Here is a 22,390-nt window from a genome sequence, read left to right as displayed (position 1 = left end):
CACCGACAGACGGCCTCAGCCGGCGGCGCTCGCCCGGCCGTCGCGCGCGAGCTCGACCGCGTAGCGCGAGGCGGCCTCCGCCAGGAGGTGGGTCATCCGGCGCGGCGGGACTCCGACGTGGTCGGCGACGGCGCGGTCGGCAGCGGTGAGGTCGCCGCCGAGGAGTTCGCAGGTGATCACCAGGGTGTTGTCCGGGAGCATGTGGAGGCGGGCCATCCGTTGCTGGACCTCCTCCATGCCCTCGCTCGCCAGCACGTCCCGCAGTTCCTCGATAAGCGGGGCCAGCCACCGGGCGCGCAGGGCGTACTCGCCGCGGTCGGTGAAGGTCGGGTGGAGCGCGGCGAGCAGGTCGGCCGGGTACTCCTCGACGGGCTCGGCGAACTGCGGGTGGTCCTTGGCGAATTCCTCCCAGTCGACCTCCAGTCCGCTGATCTGCTCCGGGAGGACCGGCCGGCGCGACCAGGACTCGTCGGACTGGGTGAAGACCTGCCGCAGCAGCGCGTAAGGAACCTCGGCGGTGCGGGAGAGCAGGATCGCGTCGTAGAGGTCCTTGCCCTGGGGGTGGTTGTCGGACACCAGCCACAGGAGCTTCCACGCGAGGGAGAGCTCCGGCGTCGCGCCGAGCAGCGGTCCGGTGACGCCCGGGAGCCGGTAGGACTGCGGTGCGACGGGCAGGTGCTCGGTGAAGACGAAGTCGAGTTGGACGCTCCCGCCCGGGACGCCCGGCGCCGACCACGGCAGCACGAGCCTGCGCCCGGGGATCCTGCTGTACGTCCAGATCTCGTCGCTGAGCGCCTGGTCCGCGTGCAGCCGCACCTCGCCCGAGAGGCGTTCGGCGGCGGTGGCGAGTTCGCCGAGCATGCGCTCCGTGCGCTCGTCCTCCAGTTGCCAGTCCACCGGGCGGACCACGAAGTCCAGGTCACCCGGCTCACGGGCCTGTTCGCCGTACCAGGCCCGCAGCAGGACGCTTCCGCGCAGCACCAGGTGTTCGGCCCACGGCGAGCCGGCGACGGCGGACAGCACGGTGTCGAGCGCCTCGCGCCGCGCGGTGAGCCAGCGTTCGGCGAGCCCGGGGTCGGCGAACGCGGGTTCGCTGGGCCGGAGGGCGCGGGCGTACCCGGCGAGGGCGGGGTCGAAGACCGGCTGCTGGGTCACCGTCTCGTCGTCGATCGGGCGCAGGCTCCTGGGCAGCTCCCGGTCCACCCGGACGTCCTCCGACGGCGGCTGTTTGGGCAGCAGGACGCCCCGCCAGGGGCCGTACCGCAGGTCCTCCCATGCCACGGGCGCATCGGGTCGGGGCTGGGACTGGGGCTGGTCCTCGGTCATATCGACTCTCCTGCTCCGTACGGCCGGGCGCTGTGCCTGGGCTCGGTGATCCATCCCGCGTCCAGGGTCTCGTCACTGTCGACGACGACGAACTCGCGCTCCACCGAGGCCACTTCGCGACCGTCGGCGGCGAGGTCCCGCAGCAGCGCGTCCAACCGGCGGCCCGCGGTGTCCAGGCCGACCAGGCGGCACCGCTGGGTCACGAACCACTCGCGCCGGCCGTCCTCGCGCGTCCGGCGCGGGTTGCGCGACAGGTGCGCGCCGTGCCGGACGGCCAGTGCGGTGAGCTCGGCGAACCGGGCGGAGTCGGCCGCCGGGATCCCAGTCGGCAGCAACAGCTTGACGTGGTGCTCGAAGTAGCGCCCGGCCCCGTGCGAGGCGGCGTCCTCGTCCGAGGCCGGGACACCCTCCGCCCACGGCGTGGCCTCGATCTTCGCCCGCAGAACGGTGAATCCGGCCCGCTCGGCCCGGCCCCGGACCCGGGCGGTCAGGACGGCGACCTCCTCCAGCGTGCCGTCGGCGCGCAGGGTGAGCATCGGCTGCGAGGGCGACGTACCGCGCTCCAGCAGGATGTGGGTGAACTTCAGTCCGTGACCGTCGGCCCACGCGGCCAGTGCGTCGGCCGCGCCGGGCCCGACGGTCAGGTGCACCTCGAAGCCTCCCCGGACGGTGGGGGGAGCGGGCCGCGCGGGCCGGTCGTCAAGGCGCTGGTCAGGGTGGATGGCGAGCATGGGGATCATCCTGCCAAGCGCCTCTGACAACGGCCCGCGCTGGTCACGGGCGGTGAGTCCCGGGACGGCCTCCGTGGCCGTCGGCGGCGTCGACCGGGCGGGTCAGGCCCAGGGTGGGACGCCCGTGCCCTCCGCCCAGCGGGCGAGGGAGCGGCGGTCGACGGCGCGGATGCCGACCTGTGCGCAGAACGCGGCGGCGGCCTTGGTGAACGAGCTGGTCGTCACCACGGCGGCCAGGTCGCAGCGGTGCACGTCGCGGTAGGTGCCGTTGACGCGCTGGACGTCCTGGGAGCCGACGAACGTCCGCGGTCCGTAGCGCTTGGCCTGGATCAGGATCCGCTGTCCGGTGGGGGTGGTGGCCAGCACGTCCGCCGCGAGGTCCCCGGCTCCGCCGACCACCGAGACCTTGGTGCAGCCGTCCCGCCGGCACAGGTCGGCCAGCGCGTGCTCGAACGCCTTCGGGCTCATCGCCAGGAACGGCCCGATGTGCCGCAGTTGGGCCGCCCGCGTGTCCAGCTCGCGCTGCCGCGCCCGGACGCGCGTCCGCAGCACGGCGACGCCCGCCCCCGCGCCCGCGAGGAGGAGCAGGGCCACCAGCAGCAGGTGCTGGGCCAGCCAGTGCACCGCCACCGAGAGCAGCACGAGGACGATCACGGCCGCCACGCCCAGCAGCACCGCGTTGTCCCGCGCCTGCCGCAGCCGACGGGCCCGGCGCGCAGCGGTCGACCGGCGTCGCCGGACAGGTCCACGGGCCACGGCATCCCCCTTCGCGCCACAGTGTTCGTGCGAGCGTAGGGTCCACCGGCACCCGGCCGCCTGCGATCTCGGTGAATTCCACCGAGCGCGGTACCGAGTTGACCGGATCCGGGCGGCCGGCGACCGGAGAGCTGCGCGTTCCGGGCCAGGTGGCAGAGCGGCAACGGCAGCGACAGCGGGTAGTCACGGATCGGCAACTGCCGGCTTCCGGACGCGCCCGGAGGGCTATGCTCCGCGTTGCTGACGGTGCATCACAACGCCCGAGGGGGCCGCAATGACGTCGGACCAGGACTCACCAACCGGCCCCGGGGGGCCGACCCGCTTCGTCACCTTCTTCACCACACTGCCGGGGATCATCACCGCAGCCGCGGCTCTGGTGACGGCGATCGGCGGGGCCTTCTACGGTGGCACCCAAGCCGCCACGCCGAGCCCGACGGTGACGGTGACGCAGACCGAGTGGAGGTCGCCCTCTCCCGCTCCCCCGACGGCCCCGGTGCCTCCGGTGCCCTCGGTCTCCGACACCACTACCGTGTCACCCGGGCCGACCGGCGCCGCCGGGGCACTGCGCGGGTCGTACAGCTTCCAGCTCCCCGCGCTCTACTACGCACCGCTGGGGCCCCAGAAGCCCACGCAGCCCGACATCGTCGGCGCCACCAACTCCAGCGGGGACATCTCGTGGAAGGCGGACCAGGGAGGGCAGCAGATCGAAGCCGGCACGTCGGAGAGGATGCTCGCCCTGCCGAACGGGAGCACGCCGACCTACCAGGCCTGCTCCACGGGGACCCAGTTCATCACCGGTGCGCCCAGCACGCCCGGGTCCGTCTTCTGCATCCTCGAGCGGCCGGGACTGATCGCGGGCGTCCAGGTGACGTCCGTCAACGAGAACTCGCCGACCTACGTCACCCTCCAGGTGAGCGTGTGGCAGGGGCCCTGATCCGGCGCGTCGTGGTCCGCGTCGGAGCCCCGGCGCCGGGGCCTGCGCGTCCACCACTTCGGGACCGCCGACCAGTAGCCGTGGCGGTAGCGGTGGACGCGCAGGCGGGTGGGGGTTGCTACTTCTGCCAGCCGATGGTCTCGGGCAGCGGGCTGTAGAAGATGGTGGCGCCGACGTTGGCGAGGCCCTTCTTGATGCCGTAGGTGGAGGGGCCGCTGTAGAGCGGCAGGAAGGCGTACTGCTGGAGGGCCTTCTGCTCGACCTTGTTGACGGCCTCGATCTGCTGCCCGAGGTCGGCGATCTGGCCGGTGGCGCGGATCTCCTGGTCCAGCTCGGGGGTGCCGGCGCCGGTGATGTTGGAGTCGCGGTCCGAGCAGTAGAAGTCGCACAGGTTGCGGGCGCCGAAGGGGTCGGTCGAGCGGTTGCCGGAGATGAACAGGTCGAAGCGGCGCTCGCTGAGCACCTTGGAGAAGTCGTTCGAGGAGACCTTGTTGATGTCCAGCTTCACGCCGACGCCCTTGAGCATCGCGGTGAGCGCGGAGGCGGTGGCCTTCTCGATCGGGTCGTCGCCGAGCAGGGTGTAGCCGAGTGCGAGCTGCTTGCCGTCCTTGGTGCGGATGCCGTCCGGACCGGGCGTCCAGCCGGCCGCGTCCAGGGTCTTCCGGGCCTCGTCCGGGGCGTACTTCAACACGGCGGCGACGTTGTCCTGGTAGCCCTGTTGGAAGCTGTAGAGCACGGCGGAGCCGGGCAGCGGCTCGGTGTAGTCCAGGCCCTGGAACTGGATCTTCGCTATCTGCGGGCGGTCGATGCTCTCCTGCACCGCCTTGCGGACCTGGAGGTCGCCGAGGAGCGGGGACTTGGTGTTGAGGTACAGCGAGTACTCGAAGGGGCTGCCGCCGCTGCGGATCTCGGCGTCCTTGACGGCCTTCACCTGCTTGAGGTTCTCCGCGTCCACGGCGGAGGTGTAGTCGAGTTCGCCGTTCTTGAAGGCGTTGATCGAGGCGCCGCTCTCCAGGTTGACGTAGACCCGCTTGTCCAGCTTGCCCTTCCTGCCCCACCAGTTGGGGTTGCGCACGAAGGTGATGTTGCCGGAGTGGGCGTCCCAGGTGCCGACGGTGTACGGTCCGGTGCCCCACTCGGGGTGGGCCGTCTTGACGTACGCCTTGTTGAAGTTGTCGACGGTGGCGGCCTCGGGGTGCAGGAAGGTGGTGAACAGCGCCGACCAGGAGGGGTTGACGCCCTTGAAGGCGATGACCGCCTGCTTGTCGTCCGCGCCCCGGGTGACGGAGGTGATGCGGTCGTAGCCGTCGGTGGAATTGGCCGCGTAGTCCTTGTTCGAGCCGTTGTTGGCCTTCCAGGTGGCCTCGATGGCCCGCCAGTCGATGGGGGTCCCGTCGTTGAACACGGCCTTGGGGTTGAGGGTGATGACGACCTTCTGGTCGCCGCCCTCGACGGAGACCTTCACGTCGCTGTAGTAGTCCGGGTTGTACTGGACCTCACCGGTGGGCGAGTAGGTGATGGCGTCGGCGTTGTACCAGGACCAGATCCGCACGGAGTTCAGGGTCCCGTTGACATTGAAGGGGTTGCCCTGCTCGTCGAAGGTGCCCGCGGTGGTGTAGGTGCCGCCGTCCTTGACGTTGTCGTACGGCTGCGGGTTGTAGTCGGTGACCGAGGACGCGACCTTGGCGGCGTTCTTGGCGTTCTGCCCGGCGCCTCCGGCGGAGGAGGAACCGCCGGAGGAGGACGAGGAGGAGCACGCGGTGGCCGCGACCGTGACGGCCGCGACGAGCGCGAGGGGCAGAGCGAGCTTCCGACGCATGGGATGTCCTTGTGGGAATCGGTGGGATCGGTGGGATCGGTGAACAGGGGAAGGGGCGGGTGCTGCCGGTGCGGGGTCAGACCGCGTGGCAGGCGTACTGGTGGTCGGAGCCGTCCGGGGCGGCGGCGGTCGCCGGCCGCTCGGTGCGGCAGCGGGTCCGTACGGCCTCGTCGGCCTCCCGGTACAGCGGGCAGCGGTCGACGAACACGCAGCCCTCCGGGAGGCGGGTGGCACTGGGCTGCTCGCCCGCGAGGACGATGCGCTCGCGGTGGCGCTCGCGTGCCGGGTCGGGCACCGGGATCGCCGACAGCAGGGCCTTGGTGTACGGGTGCCGGGGCCGGGCGAAGATCTCCTCGGTGGCGCCGGACTCGACGATGTGCCCGAGGTACATCACCGCGATGCGGTCGGAGACGTAGCGCACCACGGCCAGGTCGTGGGCCACCAGCAGGTAGGCCAGGCCCAGTTCGCGCTTGAGCCGGGCGAGCAGGTTGATGATCTCGGCCTGCACGGAGACGTCCAGCGCGGACAGCGGCTCGTCCAGGGCCAGCAGCTTCGGCTCCCGGGCCAGGGCACGGGCGATGCCGACGCGCTGGCGCTGGCCGCCGGACAGGGCGGCGGGGAAGCGGTCGCCCATGGCGCGGTCCAGGCCCACCACGTCCAGCAGCCGGGTGACCCGGGAGCGGATGGCCGCCCGGTCGGCGCCGGCGGCCTGGAGCGGTTCGGCCAGCAGGTCGAAGACGGTCAGGCGGGGGTCGAGGGCGTCCGTCGGGTCCTGGAGCACGATCTGGACGTCGCGCCGCAGCTCGCGCACCTGGGCCGCCGAGTGGAGGGTGGCGACGTCGGTGCCGGCCACCTCGATGCGGCCGCCCTCGGGGGCGCGCAGCCGCAGCACCTCGCGCAGGGTGGTGGTCTTGCCGCTGCCGGACTCCCCCACCAGGCCCAGGGTCTCGCCCGCGCGCACCTCGAAGCTGACCTGGTTGACGGCGTGCAGGGTGCCCACCCGGCGCTTGAGGAGGGCGCCCTTGGTGACGGGGAACGTCTTGACCAGGTCCTCCACGCGCAGGACCACCTCGCCGACGGTCCGCTCCCCGGCACCGGCCGGCGGTACGGGGGCGGCCTCCCCGGCCGGGTCGAGGGTTCCGTCGGCGATCTCCTGCGCGCGGTGGCAGGCGACACGGCTGTGCTGCTGCCCGCTCAGGGCGGTGGTCGGGCCAGGGGTGGTCAGGCCGGGGGCGGTCAGGACCGGTTCGGTGGTCCGGCACACGTCCTGGGCGACCGCGCAGCGGGGCGCGAAGGGGCAGCCGCCGGGCAGGCCGACCAGGGACGGCGGCTCCCCGCCGACCGGGATCAGGGGCCGTTCGATGCCGCTGTCCACGGTGGGGACGCTGGCCAGCAGGCGGGCGGTGTACGGCATCGTGGGGCGGCGGAAGAGCTCGTCGACGCTCGCGTGCTCGACGATCCGCCCCGCGTACATGACGGCGACCTCGTCGGCGTGGCCCGCCACCACGCCCAGGTCGTGGGTGATCAGGACGAGGCCGGCGCCGGTCTCGCGCTGGGCCAGGCGCAGCACGTCCAGGATCTGGGCCTGGACGGTGACGTCGAGTGCCGTGGTGGGTTCGTCGGCGACGAGGACCGAGGGCTTGTTGGCGATGGCCAGGGCGATGACGACGCGTTGGCGCATGCCGCCGGAGAACTCGTGCGGGAAGGACTTGGCGCGTTCGCGCGGGTCGGGGATGCCGACCAGGTCGAGCAGTTCCACCGCCTGCTCCCACGCGTCCTGCTTCGTGAGGTCCCGGTGCACGCGCAGGGCCTGGGAGAGCAGCCGGCCGACGCTGTAGATGGGCGTGAGCGCGGACATCGGGTCCTGGAAGACCATGCCGATGTCCTTGCCGCGCACCCGGGAGAGGGCCTTGTCGTCCATCGCCGCGAGGTCGCGGCCGCCCAGCAGGATCCGGCCGCCGAGGCGCGCGGTGGGCGGCAGCAGGCCCATGACGGCGAGGGCGGTGGCGGACTTGCCCGAGCCGGACTCGCCGACGATGCCCAGGGTGCGCCCGGGCAGCAGGTCGAAGTCGATCCCGCGCACGGCCTCCACCGGGCCGGCCTCGGAGGGGAAGGAGACGCGCAGGTCGCGTACGGAGAGGACGGGGGCGGGCGCGGAGGCGACCACGGGGGCGGGTGTCGGATCGGCCGTCGGGGCGGCCGCGTGAGCCGCTGCGGGCCCGGTACGGCGGGCGGGTGCGAAGGTCATCGTCGGGCTCCTGCCGCGCCGGTGGTGGACGTGGGGTCGAGGGCGTCGCGCAGGCCGTCGCCGACGAAGGTCATCGAGACGGTGAGCAGGACGGTCAGCCCGGCGGGGAAGGCGAAGAGCCAGGGGGCGCTGGTGATGGTTCCCGCGCCGTCGGCGAGCATCGTGCCCAGCGACACGTCCGGGGTCTGCACGCCGAAGCCGAGGAACGACAGGGCGGTCTCGCTGAGCACGGTGGAGACCACGCCCAGGGTGAGGTTGACGATGAGCAGGGAGCCCAGGTTCGGGATGATGTGGCGCAGCACGATGCGCAGGGGGCGCACGCCCATGTACTCGGCGGCGCGCACGTAGTCGCGCTCGCGCAGGGACGTCGACACCGACCAGACCACGCGCGCGGTGGACATCCAGCCGAACACCGTCAGGACCAGGATGAGGACCCGCCAGTCGCCCGCCAGCCGGTGCGAGACCAGGGCGAGGACGAGGAAGGAGGGCACGATCAGCAGGAAGTGGATGACGGCGAGGGTGGCCTTCTCCACCCGGCCGCCGAGGTAGGCCGCGCCCGCGCCCACGACCGCGGCGATGGCGACGGTCAGCACGGACACGCTCACCGCGATCACCAGCGAGCGCTGGAGGCCGTGCACGACGGCGGCGTAGACGTCGTTGCCGCCCTGGTTGGTGCCGAACCAGTGCTCGGTGCTGGGGGCCTGGGTCAGTGCCGAGAAGTCGGCGTCGGCGTAGCCGTACGGGGTGAGGAGGTCGCCGAGCGCGCTGAACAGCACGAGCAGCAGGAAGATCACCACGCCGGCGACGGCGGTCCGGTTGCGCAGGAAGCGCCGCAGGTAGAGGCGGCGCCGGCCCAGGTAGCGCCCGTCGTGCACGTCGGGCACGCCGGGCCTGCCGGTGGCGGGTGCGGCTGCCGTGGCGAGCGCGCCCTCGGAGGTCGCGTCGGGGCTCACGGGGACGGCCATCTCAGTTCACCCGCACTCTCGGGTCGAGGAGGACGGTGGCGATGTCCGCGAGGATCGCGCCGACCGCCGTCAGGGCGGCGGCGAAGGCGGCGGTCGCCACCGTGCCGTGCACGTCGTTCTTGCTGATGGTCTGGATGAAGTACTGGCCCATGCCGTTCCAGCCGAAGATCGTCTCCGTGAGGACCGCGCCGGTGAAGACCGCCGGGATGCTGAACGCCACGGACTGGGCGGTGGGGATCAGTGCGGTGCGCAGGGCGTGCCGGCGGATCGCCTGGGCGCGGGTGAGCCCGGTGGCCCGGGCGGTGCGCACGAAGTCGGAGCCGATGACGTCCAGCAGCAGGGAGCGCTGGGTGAGGTGGTAGCCCACGTACCCCGTCAGGGTGAGCGTCAGCGTCGGCAGGATCAGGTGCAGCAGCCGGTCACCGAGCGTCGCCCAGAACCCTTCCACGTCGGGCGAGTTCTCCCCCGCGACGTACAGGAAGTGCCAGCCGGCCTGCTCGTTCAGCCGGATGGCCAGCAGCACCAGTGCGAGGGCGGCGATGGACACCGGGACGTTGAACAGCGCCATGGACACGGCCTGGGCCGCCCGGTCCCGCCAGCCGTACTGGCGCGAGGCGGTGTGGACCGCGAGCGCGACACCGACGACGACCGACAGGACCGTCGCGCCGATCACCAACTCGGCGCTGACCAGGGAGCGGTAGCCGATCTCCCCGTTCACCTCGACCCCGACCGGGGAACGGCCCCAGTCGAAGTGCAGGACCACGCCGGTCAGCCAGTCCCACCAGCGGTGGAGCAGCGGTTCGTGCGGGTCGAGGTTGTACGGGGCCAGGGCCCGGGACAGCTGCTCCTCGGTGCGGACCGGGCGCAGTTCCTTGAAGTTCGAGCGCGGGTCGAGGAACCAACTGGCCAGGAAGTAGGTGGCGTTGGTGGCCACGGCGATCACCAGGAGCCAGCCCGCCGCTCTGCGGGTCACGTACCGGAGCACGGAGCGCACCTCCCCACCAGGTGCGGCGGAAGCGCCTGGGGGACGTCGGGTCTGAGGGAGGTGCGCATGGCGGCAGAACTTCCTGGAGCTGGGAGTCGGACGGAGTCGGACGGCACGGTCGTGCGGATCCGAGTCTGTGTACGACTGGTGTCGTAGCGCCAGTGACCAGGGGACATGGACATGAGAACGAAACACCCCCGCAGCAGAGGGGCATCGCGCCCCATCGTCCGTTCACATTCACGGGGGTCGGGGGGGCTCGGGGAGCTCCGAGGGGGGCTGGGGTGCCCACCCGGATCAGGCGGTGGCGACGATGGCCCGGGTGACGGCCTTGACGGTCGGGGTCGGGCGGCCGGGGAGTCGGGCCACCAGGATCCGGCGGATCTCGGGCGGGGCGCCTTCGACGCGCAGCAGGCTCACCCCGGACGGCAGCAGCGGCGCGAGCCGGGCGGGCACCGTCGTCACCCCGAAGCCGCGGGCGACCAGGTGGAGCTTCGTCAGCCAGTCGCGCGCGGAGTGGACGATGCGCGGCCGGCCGGGCAGGCCGGGCCAGACGCCGAGCAGCGGCTCGGAGCCGGACGCGGGGGTGGCGATCCACCGGGCGTCGAGCAGTTCGTCGACGTGCACCGCGGTGCGGCCAGCGAACCCTCCGGTCGAAGGCGCCGCGAGGAGCAGCTCGGTGTCCGCGACGGTCTCGACGTGCAGGCGCGGCGACTCGCCGTCCACAGGGCGGTGGGGCGGGCGGGAGGACAGCACGGCGAGGTCGATCGAGCCCGCGCGCAGGGCCCGGACCAGGGCGGGCGTGGCGCCCTCGGTGGTCGTGACCGTGATCTGCGGGTCGGTTGCCGCGAGGCGGGCGAGCGCAGGGGGCAGGAGGCCCGCGCCCGCGCTCAGGAACAGTCCGAGTCGCAGCACTTCGGCCTGCGGGGCGGTGCCGGTGAGGTCGCGCTCGGCCGCGGCCAGGCTGTCCAGGATCGTCCGGGCGTGGCGCAGCAGGGTCAGGCCCGCGGGAGTGAGCCGCACTCCGTCGGGGCGGCGTTCGAACAGGGCGGTGCCCGCGCTCCGTTCGAGGGAGGCGGCCTGGCGTGACACCGCCGACTGGGTGTAGCCGAGCCGGGCGGCGGCCGCGGTGAAGCTGCCGGACTCCGCGATCTGTCGCAGGACCCGCAGGCCGGTACTGGAGACGTCCATGCCGCATACGCATACCACACATGCTCGATCGTCGCTTCCCGCATGCCCGCCGGGCGCCTAGGGTCGATCACGACGAGCACGGACGGAGACGTCCGAAGACGGAGACAACCGAACACGAAAACGTCCGCAGACGAAGACGACCATGGAGGCTCACACGTGCGAGCAGCAGTCCTGACACGGTTCGGTGCCCCGCTCACGGTGCGGGAGGTGCCCAACCCCGAGGCCGGCGGCGGCGAGGTGGTGGTCCGGGTGCTCGCCGCCTGCGTGGCCCCGTACGCGGCCGAGGTGTTCGGCGGCGAACGGAAGTACCCCCTCGCGCCTCCCGTCGTGCCCGGCATCGGCGGCGTGGCACGCGTCGTCCAGGTGGGCCCGGACGCCACCCGGCTGCGGGTCGGCGACCTGGTGTGGTGCGACTGCACGGTCCGCTCCCGGGACGACGCCCTGACGCCCGACATCACCCTCCAGGGCTGGAGCTCGCGCGGCGAGGGCGGCGCGCGGCTCGCCCGGTACCTGCACGACGGGTCCTTCGCCGAGCTCATGCGGGTCCCGACGGAGAACGTGTACCCGCTGCCCCCGGCGGCCGGGGACGACCCGGCCCGCTGGGCCGCGCTCGGCGTGCACGTCATCGCGTACGGCGGGCTGCTGGCCGGCGGGCTCGCGGCCGGTGAGACGCTGCTCGTCAGCGGGGCGACCGGCAACCTCGGCAGCAGCGCGGTCGCGCTCGCGCTGGCGATGGGGGCGGGCCGGGTGGTCGCCCCCGGCCGCAACCGGGCCGCGCTCGACCTCCTCGCCGACCGGTTCGGCCCCCGGGTGCGCCCCGTCCCGCTCACCGGGGACGAGGCCGGGGACCGCGCGGCGATGGCCGCGGCGGGCGACGGCCCGATCGACATGGTGCTCGACCTGCTGCCGCCGAGCGCACCCAGCTCGGTGGCGCGCACGGCGGCCATGACCGTGCGCGAGTACGGGCGCGTGGTCCTCATGGGCGGTGTCGGCATGCTCGGCGGCGACGACCTCGCACTCCCCTACCCGTGGCTCATGCGCAACTCGGTCACCGTGCGCGGCCAGTGGATGTACCCACGCACGGCGAACGTCGGCATCATCCGGCTGCTCGCCTCGGGTGCCCTGGACCTCGCCCCCGAACGGGTCCGGTCGTTCGGCCTCGACGCGGTCAACGACGCCGTCGCGTACGCCGCCTCGCACGGCGGCCCGTTCGAGCGCACCGTCCTCGTCCCGTCGGCGCGCTGACGGGTGTCGTGGGCCGGTGGCGACGGCGCGGGGGGCGGTCCGTAACCGGCGGGACCGCCCCCGCGCCGTCAGCATCGGCGTCCGTCCGCTCTCCGTCCGCCCTTCGTCCGCTCTCCGTCCGCCCTTCGTCCGCTCAGGCGGCGCCGAGCAGGGACGCCAGGGCGGCGGCCGTCTCGGGGTGCCGGCCGAGGAGCGCCGAGCCCACCGGGGTCTGCGGCGCCGTCCAGGACCCGTCGCAGCCCAGGAGGGCGGCGAGCGCGTCGCAACCGGCGGGGTGCGCTGCGAGCAGGGCGGAGCCCCGGCCGTCGGTGCCGCCGCCGGGCCGGACCGGCTGGGGCGCCGGTGCGAGCCACGGCGGCACCCAGGTGTCCAGTTCGGCGAGCCGACCGGGGAAGATGCGTCCGGCTTCCTTGGTGAGCTTCGGGGCGAGCTCGGCGCCGCCGCTGCGCAGAGTGGTGATCAGGGTCGGCAGCCACGGCAGCAGGACCGGGTCGGGCAGGCGGGCGAAGGCGTGCGAGACCGCCTCGACGACGAGGTCGACCAGGCTGGGCACCGGCTCCAGCGCGTGGAGCAGCCCGCTGAGGTAGCGCGGGTAGGCGGGCAGCAGGAGCGGGTTGCCGAGCAGTTCGTCGCAGCGCTCGCGCAGGTCCTGGCGGGTGAGGTGGCCGAGGTGGACCCGCGCGGCCCACAGCAGGGCGCGCTTGGCCTGGTCCTGCGGGTCGGACCGGGCGACGGCGAGTTCGAGTTGGGCGCGGTCCCCGCCCAGGGACAGGGCCAGGCCCTCCATGCTGAACAGGAAGCTCAGCATGGCCGCGACCTGGCGCACCGTCGCCGTCTCGTCGGTGAACGCGGTGGGCAGCAGGGCGCAGTAGTGGGCGTACCCGGCCTCGGCGAACCGCTCGATCCACCGGGGCAGGACCGGCTCGCCGGTGCGGTAGAACGCCAGCAGCTTCCGGACCCGGCGCAGCACCTCGGGGGCGCCGTCGACGCTGCGCTCGGTGGTCAGCACCTGGAGGGCGCGGGCGCCGAGTTCGTCGGCGAGCCGCCGGCTGCCGAGGTACAGGGTGGCGTCCTCCACGGTCCGCAGGACGACGGCGGCATTGGCCTGCGGGGCGTTGGCCTCCCGGCGCAGGCGCTGTTCGAGGACCTGTTCGAGCGTGACGCCTTCGTAGCCGAGCTCGATCAGGGCGCGCTGGTGGGTGCCGAGCGAGAGGTCCCAGGACTCCTGCTTGGGTTCGTCGCCGAGGGTGCGCTCGCCCATGATCGGGCGGGCGGCGTCGGGGATCAGGTGGCGCAGCATCCAGAGCACGTCGGAGCAGGGGCGCAGGTCGGGCTGGGACTTGATGTCCAGCAGCGCGCGCTTGACGCCGCGGGCCTGGAGGTTGAGGCCGAGCGGGGCGAGGCGGTCGTGGACGTCGCGGGCCAGCGGGGGCAGCGACTCGTAGCCGACCTGGCCGATCCGGTCGCCGCCCATCATGATCTCGACCAGGCGCCGGACGTCGCGCCGGCCGGGCACGGTCTCCTTCTCGATGCAGGTGACGGCCGCGTCCTGGAAGTCGTACGGGGTCGGGCGGGCGCGGTCGCGCATGCCCGCGAGGAGGATGGACGTCTCGTACACGGCGATGGCGTCGGCGGTGGAGGCGAGGTAGCCGTTGCGGCGGGCCGCTCGCACGATCTCCACGGACCAGCCGAGCAGTTCCTCCTGGTCCAACTGGTCGAGGGCGGGCGGTCGTTGCAGGAATCCGGCCAGCTTGTCGGTGCTGTCGCCGTCCGCGGCGGGGGTGGGGGCGGGGACGGCGGCGGCCGCCTTGCGGGCGCGGGTGGCCTTCGCCCCGGCACCGGCCTGGCCCTTGAGCCGGTAGGGCTGGACCCGGGTGCGCTTGAGGTTCTTCTCCCACTGGGCGGCGGCGATCGACACCGACCCGCCTTCGAGGCCGAACTGCCTCTCGATGGCGGCGTGACTGGAGGGGATCAGGCCGTACTGCCACTCGGTGGCGGTGCGCGGGGGCACGGCGAAGGTGTCGGTGCCGTGGAGGCCGAACTCCTCGACCCGGCTGGCGGCGTGGAAGGCGCCGCAGACGTAGACGCTCTGCGCCGGGTCGGCGCCGGTGGCGGCCAGGTGCTCGCGGATGCGGGTCCACATGTACCGCTCGCGGTCCTCGTCCACCCGCACGCGGCCCGGATCTCCGGGCGCCAGGCGGCGGAAGAGGCTGCCGATCAGGAACATGACCTGCCGGTAGGTGTCGTGGTCGGCGTCGCCGAGCGGCCCCTCGACGTACTGGTGCCACCACTCCGACCAGTGCCGCACCTTGCCGTGGCGCAGCAGGTGCCGTTCGAGGTCGGCGAAGCGGGGCCGCAGGTCGCCCAGTTCGACGCCGACCGCTTCGCCGTGCAGTGCGGCCTCCTGGGAGGCAGCCGCGCCCACGTCGGCCTGGGCGGCGGCGGCCGCCGCGGCCTCTGCGGCGTCCGAGCCGTCCCCGCTGTCCGGGGCGTCCGGGCGGGGCTGCCACTGGAAGACGTGGTCCGAGGACCGGTCGACGAGGACCAGGTCCACGCCGGGCGTCTCCAGCGCGTACGCGATGGCCTGGTACTCGGCGGAGGCCTCGGTGATCGGCGCGACCACGGACAGCGGCGCCCAGTCGGCGGGGAACCCGTCGATCCGGGTGGCGAAGGCCTGGACGGCCACCGGCAGGCGGCAGTTGCGCAGCTCGGTGAGCAACGGGGCCATGTCCTCGCACAGTTCGAGGAAGACCGTCCTCGGCTGCCGGGCGCGCAGGTGGCGGGCCATGGCGGTGGCGGAGGCCGGCGAGTGGTGGCAGACCGGGAAGATCTCCAGCGGCTCGCGCAGGGCGCGCTCGACGTCGCTCACGAGGCCGCGGAGGATGACGTCCAGGGCGCCCGGGCCGTCGGCGAACTCGGCGGCAGCCGCGTCGAGTTGGCTCCGCAGCGCGCTGAACGTGTCGGGGCCGGGGTGCCCGCCGGTGGCGGGCACCCGGGTGGTGGCGCGGCTCATGCGAGTGCCTTGAGGGTGTCCAGGCCGGCGGCGAGGAACTGCGGCCACTCGCCGCCCTCCTGCTCACTGCGCTGGTGGACGGTGTTGGCCAGGTACTTGGTGAGGATGCTGGTGTCCTCGGGCGCGCGACGGCTGAGCGAGGCGACCAGGGAGGAGCCGAGGGCGTGGGCGGTGAGCGCGCGCTCGCCGAAGAAGTTGCTGTGCAGGATGGCGTCCTCCAGTACGCCGATCTGCTCGGCGGTGGACAGGGCCGACTCCAGCCGCTCGTCGTCGCTGCCCGCCGCCGTCGCGACGGCGCGCAGGTCCTCGAAGGAGCGCAGCAGTACGTCCAGCAGGGTGGGCGGCACGTCCAGTTCGATCTGGTGGCGGCGCAGCAGCTCCTCGGTGCGGAAGCGGACGATCTCCGCCTCGCTCCGCTTGTCCGTCACCACCGGGATCTGGACGAAGTTGAAGCGCCGCTTGAGCGCCGACGACAGGTCGTTGACGCCGCGGTCGCGGCTGTTGGCGGTGGCGATCACCGCGAAGCCGGGCTTGGCGAACACCGTGCCGTCCTCGCCCTTCAACTCGGGCACCGACACGTACTTCTCGGAGAGGATGGAGATCAGCGCGTCCTGGACGTCGCTGGTGGAGCGGGTGAGCTCCTCGAAGCGTCCGATCGTGCCGGTCTCCATCGCGGTCATGATCGGCGAGGGGATCATGGACGCGCGCGACTGGCCCTTGGCGATCACCATGGACACGTTCCACGAGTACTTGATGTGGTCCTCGGTGGTGCCGGCGGTACCCTGCACGACCTGGGTGGAGTTGCGGCACACGGCGGCGGCCAGCAGCTCGGCGAGCCAGCTCTTGCCGGTGCCGGGGTCGCCGAGCAGCAGCAGGCCGCGGTCGGAGGCGAGCGTGACGATCGCCCGCTCGACCACGCTGCGCTCGCCGAACCACTTCTGGGCCACCTCGCGCTCCAAGCCGTCGGAGGGCTCGGAGCCGAGGACGAAGGTGCGGATCATCTTCGGAGACAGCCGCCACGTGGACGGCTTCGGGCCGGAGTCGACCGACTCCAGGTAGTCCAGCTCATCGGCGTACTTGGTCTCAGCGGGGGCGCGGAGCATGTCGGACATCGGGCAGGAGCCTTTCTGCGGCGTGGGAATGGGGGATGAACAGGTGCGGCGCGGTGCGGCGCTCAGGTCAGGAACGTCTTGAGCTCGTGGACCAGCTTGTTGATGTGGCCGGAGAGCACCGGGGTGCCCTGGTCCTTGAACCGCTGGCGGAACCACGGGTTGACGCTGCCCCGGCCCGCACTCGTGACCGAGCCGACCGGGATGAACTTCACGCCGGAGCGGTGCACGGCGGCCATCTGCGCGAACAGCTCCTCGCCGCGCCACTCGTAGAAGTCGGAGATCCACACGACGACGGTGTTGACCGGCTCGGCGATCTTCGGCTGGGCGAGGGCCATGGCGACCGTACCGTCGGTGCCGCCGCCGAGCTGGGTGCGCAGCAGCGTCTCGAACGGGTCGTGGACCCACGGGGTGAGGTCGACGGCCCGCGTGTCGTACGCCACCAGGTGGACGTCGACCTTGGGCAGGCCGGCGAAGATCGAGGCGAGGATGGTGCAGTTGACCATGGAGTCGACCATCGAGCCGGACTGGTCCACGACCACGATCAGGCGCTGCGGCGTCGTCTTGCGGGTGGTGTGCCGGTAGTAGAGCCGGTCGACGTAGAGCCGCTCGTCGTCGGGGCTCCAGTTGACGAGGTTCTTCTCGACCGTGCGCTTGAGGTCGAGGTTGCGCCACACCCGCTTCGGCGGCACCGAGCGGTCCAGCTCCCCCGCCGTGGCCTTCTCGACCTGGGTGCGCAGCACCTCGGCGACCTCGTCGACGAACCGGCGGATCAGGGCCTTGGCGTTGGCGAGCGCGGTGCCGTCGAGGTTGCCCTTGTCGTGCAGCAGCTGCTCGATCAGCGACATGCTCGGGGTGAGGCGGGCGGCGAGCCTGCTGTCCGCGAGGACTTCGCGCAGGCGCATCCGCTTGACCAGATCGGCCTCGATGGCGGCGAGTTCGGGGCCGATCACGGGGATCAGCGTGGACAGGTCCGGGGTGCCGGGGGTCCCGGGGGTGCCGATGCCGGTGCCGGCGTGACGGCCGTGGCCGGCGTGGCGGCCGAGGCCTGCGTGACGGCCGGCGCGCAGTTCCCCGGGCTTGCAGCCGAGGGCGCGCTCCAGCCATCCCGCGTCGGACTGCCAGCGGGAGAGCTGGCCCGCGGTCACCGTGCCGGAGCCGGTGGCGAGGGCGTTGAGGAGGATCTTGGAGTACAGGGCCGCGCGCCGGACCTCGGCGGCCCGGTCGCGGGCCCCGACCGGGCCTGCGGCGGCGGCATCGGTTTCGGTTTCGGCGTCGGCGGCGGCGGCGGCGTCAGCGTCGGTTTCGATGTCGGCGTCGGCACCCGGCACCAGGAGGCCGTCGAACTCCGCTGCCAGGCCGGGGTGGCGCTGGACGAGCGAGTCCACGGACGTACGAGGGTCCAACAGGCCCGCGGGCAGGCCCAGGTCCTCGACGACGGCCAGACTCGCCGTCTCCAGCGCGGGCTGCTCCGCCGGATCGAACAGACGCGCCAGCAGCTGCCAGTACAGCACCTGTCGGCGGTTCCCCTCGGGGTCCGCGAGAGCACCGCCGTTCCCATCGGTGGTGGTGAAGGAGGTGGAGGAGGAGGTCATGGGTCCGTTCACTTCCGCAGCAGCTTGCCGGCGCGCTCGCGCAGCACGGTCACCGTCTCGGTCGCTGCCGCCTCGGCCTTGCCGCCGCTCTTGTCGGTGGTGCCGCCCGCCCACGCACCGGCGTGCAGGCCCACCGTCCGGCGCTTGACGGTGGATTCGACGGCCAGCGGCTGGAGGACGAAGGCCCCGGCGTCCCAGCGCAGCAGGCCGATGCACGCGGTGGACGCGGCCACCGCCTGCGGCGTGAGCGGGCCCGCCACGGGGATGCGGTCGGTGTCGACGGCGAGCGGGTGGCCGGCCAGGTCGAAGGTCAGCGCCCCGTCCTGCTCCAGGGCGGTGTAGCCCTCCAGGAAGACCGGCTCGGCCAGGCGTACCGGGTGGCGCTCCAGCGGCGCGACCGGCGCGCCCACGGCGGTGGGCAGCACGACCCTGGCGGTGGCGAACGGGTCGGCCTCGGCCGCGGTGCGGGCGAGGTCGTCGCTCCACAGCAGGTCGCCCTCGGCGGTGAGCGGCATGTCCGTCACCGTCACGGCGCGGCCCTCGCCCGCCGCCGCCAGGAGCGACATCCGGGGGCGCAGCAGCTGCCAGACCCCGGCGCCCAGGACGCTGTCCGGCTTCGGGACCGACACCGACGCCCGGACCAGGCGGGGCGCGGAACCGTCGGCCGGCTCGAACACGGCGTGGACCTGGGCCTGCGCGGCCGTCGCGTGCTCGTGCAGGTCGACGCCGAGCGGCAGCAGCCGTCCGGTGACCGTCTGCGGGTCAGGGACGGTGCCCGCACCGGGAGTCGTCAGCAGCAGGGCCCGCGACCACAGGTCGGCCCAGCGGCGGACCGGGACGCGTTCCAGGCTCGCTCCCGGGCAGGACGCGGCGAGTTCGCCCGCGAACCCGTCCAGCAGGACGGCGAGGCGACGCAGCTGCGGGTCCGGGAGCATCGCGGAGACGAGCTGCGCCGAGGCCGACACGAGGTCGTGGTCCATGCCGAGCCAGCCGGTACGGGCCAGGTCCGCGAGCCAGGCGCGGACCGCGGTGAGCACGTTCGACGCGCCGCCCGGGCCCTCGGCGGGCACCGTCCACGGGGCGGTGGTACGGCCGGTCGCCCCGCCCACGACACCGTGGAGCGCGTCGTGGGCCGCACCGAGCAGAGCGGTACGGGCGGCCGCCAGGGCCAGCAGGTGGCCCTCGTCCGCGGTGCCGGCGGCCGCCTTCTCGGCGGCCTCGGCGACGAGGGCGGCCAGCGGCGAGTCCGCGACGGCCCCGGCGAGCTCGGCCAGCGCCTGGGCCTGGGCGGGCCGGGGCCGCACCAGGCCGTCGGACATCGCCCGGTCGAAGGCGTCGACGACGGCGAGCGCCTCGTCGAGGCCGCCGACCGGCGCGTGGAGGAGGTCGGTGCGCATCACGCCACCGCCCGGGTGGTCGGGAACCAGTGCAGGTCCGGCAGCGGAGTGGTCACCGGCTCGAACTCCAGGTACTCCAGGTGGTTCAGGAACCGGGTGAACACCGCCGCCGCGGGGGACTCGGCGGCCTTCACCGGGCGGGTGGCGCTCATGGCACCGGTGACGACCCGGGCGGTGGCCTCCTCCGTACCGGTGTCCACCCGCAGGTAACGGGCGACACGGTCACCGCCGAACTGCACCACCGCCTCGCCGACCAGCGCCTCCAGGTGCTTGCAGTAGCCACCCCGGGCACCGCCGCACGGACGGTTGTTGTTGGTGCTGCACGAGAACGCGAAGGAACCGGCCTCGACGGCCGACACGTAGACCCGGCCGATGTCCGAACCGCTGGACACCACACCCTGCAGCCGACCGTCCGCCAACTGCACGAACGGCACCTTCGCGAGCTTGCGGGGCCGGGCGGGCGGAACCACCCGGACCGTACTCGAACCTTCCCAGGCAGGCAGAAGCACACCATCTCCAATGGGGTTGGGGGGACAGCGCGCCACGACAGGGCGGCAGCGCTTGTGGTGATGAACGTAGTGGTCACCACCGACAACCGGACCCGCCGGGCCTGCTCAACAGCCCTGCGTTCTCCAATGGAGCGTCAGGGCCGGTCGGTCAGGGTGTCAGCTCTCGCAGGGGTCCAGGCGTGGGGCGGATGTCGAGGCGGGTGTAGTACTCGGTGGCGATGATCCGTTCCCGGGCGTCCGGGCTCAGGCGGGACAGGAGGCCGGGCAGCGGGCGGTCCCCGGAGACCTGGCTCGCGTGGGCGAGCACCGCGGACCATTTCCGGTTCAGCCAGGGGCGGACGTCGACGGTCGCGGTGACGTGCTCGTCGGGAACACTGAGGACCGACTTGCCCACCCGGGTCAGCAACGGGCCCAGATCGCCGACGGCGGAGTCCGGGTGGGTCGCGCAGTAGAGGGCGCGGGGCCGCCAGGGCTCACCGGCACCGGGGAAGGCGTGCCGGAGTGCGGCCGCCTGGACGGCGAGCAGGGTGACGCGGTGGGTGTGCACGTGATCGGGGTGTCCGGTCAGCCCGCCGTGGGCGCCGTGCGTGACCACGATCTCGGGCCGCACCTCGCGCAGGATCCTGACGAGTTGCCCGACCACCGCGTCCAACGGCGCGTCGCACAACCGCGGCCGTCCGGGGGCGGAGTCGGGAACCCGGTGGTCGGCCCAGCCGAGCAGCCGGGGCTCCCCCGCTCTGAGGATCCGGACCGCCTCGGCCAACTCCCTTGCACGCTGCGTCCCTTGCTCCCAGGTCGCGGTGACGACGGTGGTCCGGGCTCCGGCATCGGCGTGCTGGGCGAGTACGCCCCCGGCCGCGAGCGACTCGTCGTCGGGGTGCGCCATCACGACGAGCAGGCTGGGCAGGGACACGGATTCCTCCTCTTGGGGTTGCGGCGTGGACGGGTGTCAGTGGCACCGGGCAACCTGTGCGTATGCGTGCCCCGAGAGTTCAGTGCCCGGCCTGCGAACGGCCGGTAGCCCTCATGCCGACCCGCCGTGCCGGTTACGGCGTGATCCATGACCACAAGCGGGACCGCCGCTCCCTCGTCCTCTGCGAAGGCAGCATGAAGCAGGTGCCACTGGCCGACGCCGTCGTCCGGCAGGACGCCCTCCCGGGACTCGGCGGAGCGGACGGGGTCGAGCCCACCCTCTTCTGACCTCGGAAGCCCACGCACTACTTCCCTACCAGCGGTCGTGCTCGACATCGAAAGGTGTCTCCCTCCTGCGCCCAGGATCGTGGTCCCTGGATCGGAGGCGGGGCGGAATCCGCAGGAGGGCTGAAAAGCTTCGCGCCGATGGTCCGGGGGCGACGTGCTCCCGAAGGCCCTGGAGCCGTTCCGAAATCCGATGGATCCTCCCGCCGCGGTCGAGGCACAATCCCGGGGAGCCGCAGCGAGGGGGAGCTTGTTTGGACGTGTTCGTGTGTGCCGATTGCGGCACCGAATTGACGGCACCGGTGTCCCGGGTGGCGCTCCCGGTCCACACCCACCACGGGGCCTGGGAGGAGCTTCATCCCCCGCTGATGGAGCCGGGGACCTACGCCGTCGACCCACAGCCGAGCGGACCACCCTGGCGGTTGTGGCAGGACGTCGGGGACGAGGCCGCCGCCCGGCAGGGGGTGTACGCGCCGGTGTACTCCGTCTCCTTCGGCGCGCGCAACAAGGTCGTCCTCGCACCCGGCGACTCCCGGTCGATGACCCTGATCCCGGAGAAGTGCGAGGGCTACTGCCAGGGTGTGGACGGTCGGGCCGGGCCCAACCTGGCCTGTACGGGGTGCGGACGGGCCGTGGCGACCCGGATGGACGACTGCGGCTCGTGGCAGACGGTGTGGCTGGAGCCCGACTCGGTCATCCGCCGACCGTCGGGGCTCCCGGCCGCCCCGCCACCCGACTGGGCGGACGTCGAGCATGCCGAACACCGCGTCCCGCCCGTCGAACCCGACGGGTCGTGGAGCCGCCGCTGGGAGGCCGCAATCGGCGTCGCGCTGGCCCACCTCGTGGCGGCCACCGAGAACCACCCGGTGACCCTCCCCGCGGGTCCCGTCGCCGAACTGCTCGGCCACGCCGTGTCCATCTACCTCCCGCCCGGGCCCGACCCCCGCTCGGCGGCCCTGGCCGGCCCGGGCATCCCCGACCCCCGGCCCCGCCCCGACGTCATCCTCGTCCCCCGCCACCCCGTCACGGGCGAACCGTGGCGCCCGTCCGACCGGGAGGCGACGGTGGTACCGCTGGACAGCGGAGTCTGGGCGTACCTCACCAGCCCCGGGGAGACCTCCCCGACACCCGCCACCGGAGGACTCCCGGAGGGCGTCCTGCGCGACGACTACCCACTGCCGCCACGCCCCTGGCACCCCCTGGAACCCCATCACTACGCCCTCAGCGACACTCTGGTCAGGCTGCCCGCGATCCGCGGCCCCCGACTGCGCAGGTACCACGACAAGTACCGGCCGTGAACGCCCGCGCGGCGGCAGGCCACCCGGGGGCACGGGCGTGGGCGGCTTGCTGTCGGTGCTCCGCGGGAGACTGGA

The 22,390-nt window shown here is 73.1% G+C and carries 18 protein-coding genes; 4 read left to right on the top strand and 14 right to left on the bottom strand.

Annotation, left to right across the window (positions count from 1 at the left end):
* Positions 1-15 precede the first annotated feature (15 nt).
* The 3 genes from ACFC1T_RS30755 to ACFC1T_RS30745 form a co-directional block, all read right to left on the bottom strand.
* Positions 16-1,326 (bottom strand): nucleotidyl transferase AbiEii/AbiGii toxin family protein, encoded by a 1,311-nt coding sequence (locus tag ACFC1T_RS30755; RefSeq protein WP_375893773.1) that lies wholly within the window; start codon positions 1,324-1,326, stop codon positions 16-18.
* Positions 1,323-2,057: a hypothetical protein gene (locus ACFC1T_RS30750; protein WP_375893771.1), complete on the bottom strand. Its 735-nt coding sequence runs from the start codon at positions 2,055-2,057 to the stop codon at positions 1,323-1,325. The genes ACFC1T_RS30755 and ACFC1T_RS30750 overlap by 4 nt, the downstream gene beginning before the upstream one ends.
* Positions 2,058-2,159: 102 nt before the next feature.
* The gene (locus tag ACFC1T_RS30745) at positions 2,160-2,813 is read right to left on the bottom strand and encodes a restriction endonuclease (protein WP_375893770.1); all 654 of its coding nucleotides are present in this window, start codon (positions 2,811-2,813) and stop codon (positions 2,160-2,162) included.
* Between the two features lie 274 nt (positions 2,814-3,087).
* Here ACFC1T_RS30745 and ACFC1T_RS30740 point away from each other — a divergent pair, with 274 nt between their 5' ends.
* Complete coding sequence (locus tag ACFC1T_RS30740) at positions 3,088-3,747, top strand: hypothetical protein (protein WP_375893767.1); 660 nt, start codon at positions 3,088-3,090, stop codon at positions 3,745-3,747.
* Positions 3,748-3,865: 118 nt separating this feature from the next.
* Here ACFC1T_RS30740 and ACFC1T_RS30735 read toward each other — a convergent pair whose 3' ends face one another.
* The 5 genes from ACFC1T_RS30735 to ACFC1T_RS30715 form a co-directional block, all read right to left on the bottom strand.
* On the bottom strand, positions 3,866-5,566 hold the full coding sequence (locus ACFC1T_RS30735; protein WP_375893765.1) for an ABC transporter family substrate-binding protein: 1,701 nt from the start codon (positions 5,564-5,566) through the stop codon (positions 3,866-3,868).
* Between the two features lie 76 nt (positions 5,567-5,642).
* Positions 5,643-7,814 (bottom strand): dipeptide ABC transporter ATP-binding protein, encoded by a 2,172-nt coding sequence (locus tag ACFC1T_RS30730; RefSeq protein WP_375893762.1) that lies wholly within the window; start codon positions 7,812-7,814, stop codon positions 5,643-5,645.
* Positions 7,811-8,779, bottom strand: coding sequence for an ABC transporter permease (locus ACFC1T_RS30725; RefSeq protein ID WP_375893760.1), 969 nt, complete (start codon positions 8,777-8,779; stop codon positions 7,811-7,813). The genes ACFC1T_RS30730 and ACFC1T_RS30725 overlap by 4 nt, the downstream gene beginning before the upstream one ends.
* Before the next feature lies 1 nt (position 8,780).
* The gene (locus ACFC1T_RS30720) at positions 8,781-9,764 is read right to left on the bottom strand and encodes an ABC transporter permease (protein ID WP_375893758.1); all 984 of its coding nucleotides are present in this window, start codon (positions 9,762-9,764) and stop codon (positions 8,781-8,783) included.
* A gap of 294 nt (positions 9,765-10,058) precedes the next feature.
* On the bottom strand, positions 10,059-10,952 hold the full coding sequence (locus ACFC1T_RS30715; RefSeq protein WP_375893756.1) for a LysR family transcriptional regulator: 894 nt from the start codon (positions 10,950-10,952) through the stop codon (positions 10,059-10,061).
* A 156-nt stretch (positions 10,953-11,108) separates the two neighbouring features.
* Between ACFC1T_RS30715 and ACFC1T_RS30710 the strand changes: the two genes are divergently transcribed.
* Positions 11,109-12,197, top strand: a complete 1,089-nt coding sequence (locus tag ACFC1T_RS30710) for an alcohol dehydrogenase catalytic domain-containing protein (RefSeq protein ID WP_375893754.1) — start codon at positions 11,109-11,111, stop codon at positions 12,195-12,197.
* A gap of 133 nt (positions 12,198-12,330) precedes the next feature.
* Here the strand turns inward: ACFC1T_RS30710 and ACFC1T_RS30705 are convergent, their stop codons facing one another.
* From ACFC1T_RS30705 to ACFC1T_RS30680, 6 genes are all read right to left on the bottom strand, one after another.
* Complete coding sequence (locus ACFC1T_RS30705; protein ID WP_375893751.1) at positions 12,331-15,210, bottom strand: hypothetical protein; 2,880 nt, start codon at positions 15,208-15,210, stop codon at positions 12,331-12,333.
* Positions 15,207-16,322 carry an AAA family ATPase gene (locus ACFC1T_RS30700; RefSeq protein WP_375893748.1) on the bottom strand — a complete coding sequence of 372 codons (1,116 nt, stop codon included), beginning with the start codon at positions 16,320-16,322 and terminating at the stop codon, positions 15,207-15,209. Before ACFC1T_RS30700 ends, ACFC1T_RS30705 begins: the two co-directional genes overlap by 4 nt.
* A gap of 62 nt (positions 16,323-16,384) precedes the next feature.
* Positions 16,385-17,914 carry a VWA domain-containing protein gene (locus ACFC1T_RS30695; protein WP_375893746.1) on the bottom strand — a complete coding sequence of 510 codons (1,530 nt, stop codon included), beginning with the start codon at positions 17,912-17,914 and terminating at the stop codon, positions 16,385-16,387.
* A gap of 8 nt (positions 17,915-17,922) precedes the next feature.
* Positions 17,923-19,311 carry a hypothetical protein gene (locus tag ACFC1T_RS30690; RefSeq protein WP_375893744.1) on the bottom strand — a complete coding sequence of 463 codons (1,389 nt, stop codon included), beginning with the start codon at positions 19,309-19,311 and terminating at the stop codon, positions 17,923-17,925.
* Positions 19,311-19,814 (bottom strand): hypothetical protein, encoded by a 504-nt coding sequence (locus tag ACFC1T_RS30685; RefSeq protein WP_375893867.1) that lies wholly within the window; start codon positions 19,812-19,814, stop codon positions 19,311-19,313. The genes ACFC1T_RS30690 and ACFC1T_RS30685 overlap by 1 nt, the downstream gene beginning before the upstream one ends.
* Positions 19,815-19,968: 154 nt before the next feature.
* Positions 19,969-20,733, bottom strand: a complete 765-nt coding sequence (locus ACFC1T_RS30680; protein ID WP_375893741.1) for a PIG-L deacetylase family protein — start codon at positions 20,731-20,733, stop codon at positions 19,969-19,971.
* A 113-nt stretch (positions 20,734-20,846) separates the two neighbouring features.
* On the opposite strand from ACFC1T_RS30680, the gene ACFC1T_RS30675 reads away from it, so the two are divergent.
* Positions 20,847-21,020 (top strand): hypothetical protein, encoded by a 174-nt coding sequence (locus ACFC1T_RS30675; RefSeq protein WP_375893740.1) that lies wholly within the window; start codon positions 20,847-20,849, stop codon positions 21,018-21,020.
* 251 nt (positions 21,021-21,271) lie between these two features.
* A complete protein-coding gene (locus ACFC1T_RS30670) occupies positions 21,272-22,315 on the top strand; it encodes a hypothetical protein (protein ID WP_375893738.1) in 1,044 nt (347 codons plus the stop codon).
* The last annotated feature ends 75 nt before the right edge of the window (positions 22,316-22,390 follow it).

This window comes from Kitasatospora sp. NPDC056076, from assembly GCF_042266305.1.
Taxonomy (GTDB): domain Bacteria; phylum Actinomycetota; class Actinomycetes; order Streptomycetales; family Streptomycetaceae; genus Kitasatospora.
Note: the sequence above shows the minus strand (reverse complement) of the source record. Positions and strands in the feature narration are given on the sequence as shown.

Coding starts and splice junctions, on each gene's coding strand:
- ACFC1T_RS30755 (WP_375893773.1), bottom strand. CDS start 1,326: ATGACCGAGGACCAGCCCCAGTCCCAGCCCCGACCCGATGCGCCCGTG.
- ACFC1T_RS30750 (WP_375893771.1), bottom strand. CDS start 2,057: ATGCTCGCCATCCACCCTGACCAGCGCCTTGACGACCGGCCCGCGCGG.
- ACFC1T_RS30740 (WP_375893767.1), top strand. CDS start 3,088: ATGACGTCGGACCAGGACTCACCAACCGGCCCCGGGGGGCCGACCCGC.
- ACFC1T_RS30735 (WP_375893765.1), bottom strand. CDS start 5,566: ATGCGTCGGAAGCTCGCTCTGCCCCTCGCGCTCGTCGCGGCCGTCACG.
- ACFC1T_RS30730 (WP_375893762.1), bottom strand. CDS start 7,814: ATGACCTTCGCACCCGCCCGCCGTACCGGGCCCGCAGCGGCTCACGCG.
- ACFC1T_RS30725 (WP_375893760.1), bottom strand. CDS start 8,779: ATGGCCGTCCCCGTGAGCCCCGACGCGACCTCCGAGGGCGCGCTCGCC.
- ACFC1T_RS30715 (WP_375893756.1), bottom strand. CDS start 10,952: ATGGACGTCTCCAGTACCGGCCTGCGGGTCCTGCGACAGATCGCGGAG.
- ACFC1T_RS30705 (WP_375893751.1), bottom strand. CDS start 15,210: ATGAGCCGCGCCACCACCCGGGTGCCCGCCACCGGCGGGCACCCCGGC.
- ACFC1T_RS30700 (WP_375893748.1), bottom strand. CDS start 16,322: ATGTCCGACATGCTCCGCGCCCCCGCTGAGACCAAGTACGCCGATGAG.
- ACFC1T_RS30695 (WP_375893746.1), bottom strand. CDS start 17,914: ATGACCTCCTCCTCCACCTCCTTCACCACCACCGATGGGAACGGCGGT.
- ACFC1T_RS30690 (WP_375893744.1), bottom strand. CDS start 19,311: ATGCGCACCGACCTCCTCCACGCGCCGGTCGGCGGCCTCGACGAGGCG.
- ACFC1T_RS30675 (WP_375893740.1), top strand. CDS start 20,847: ATGCCGACCCGCCGTGCCGGTTACGGCGTGATCCATGACCACAAGCGG.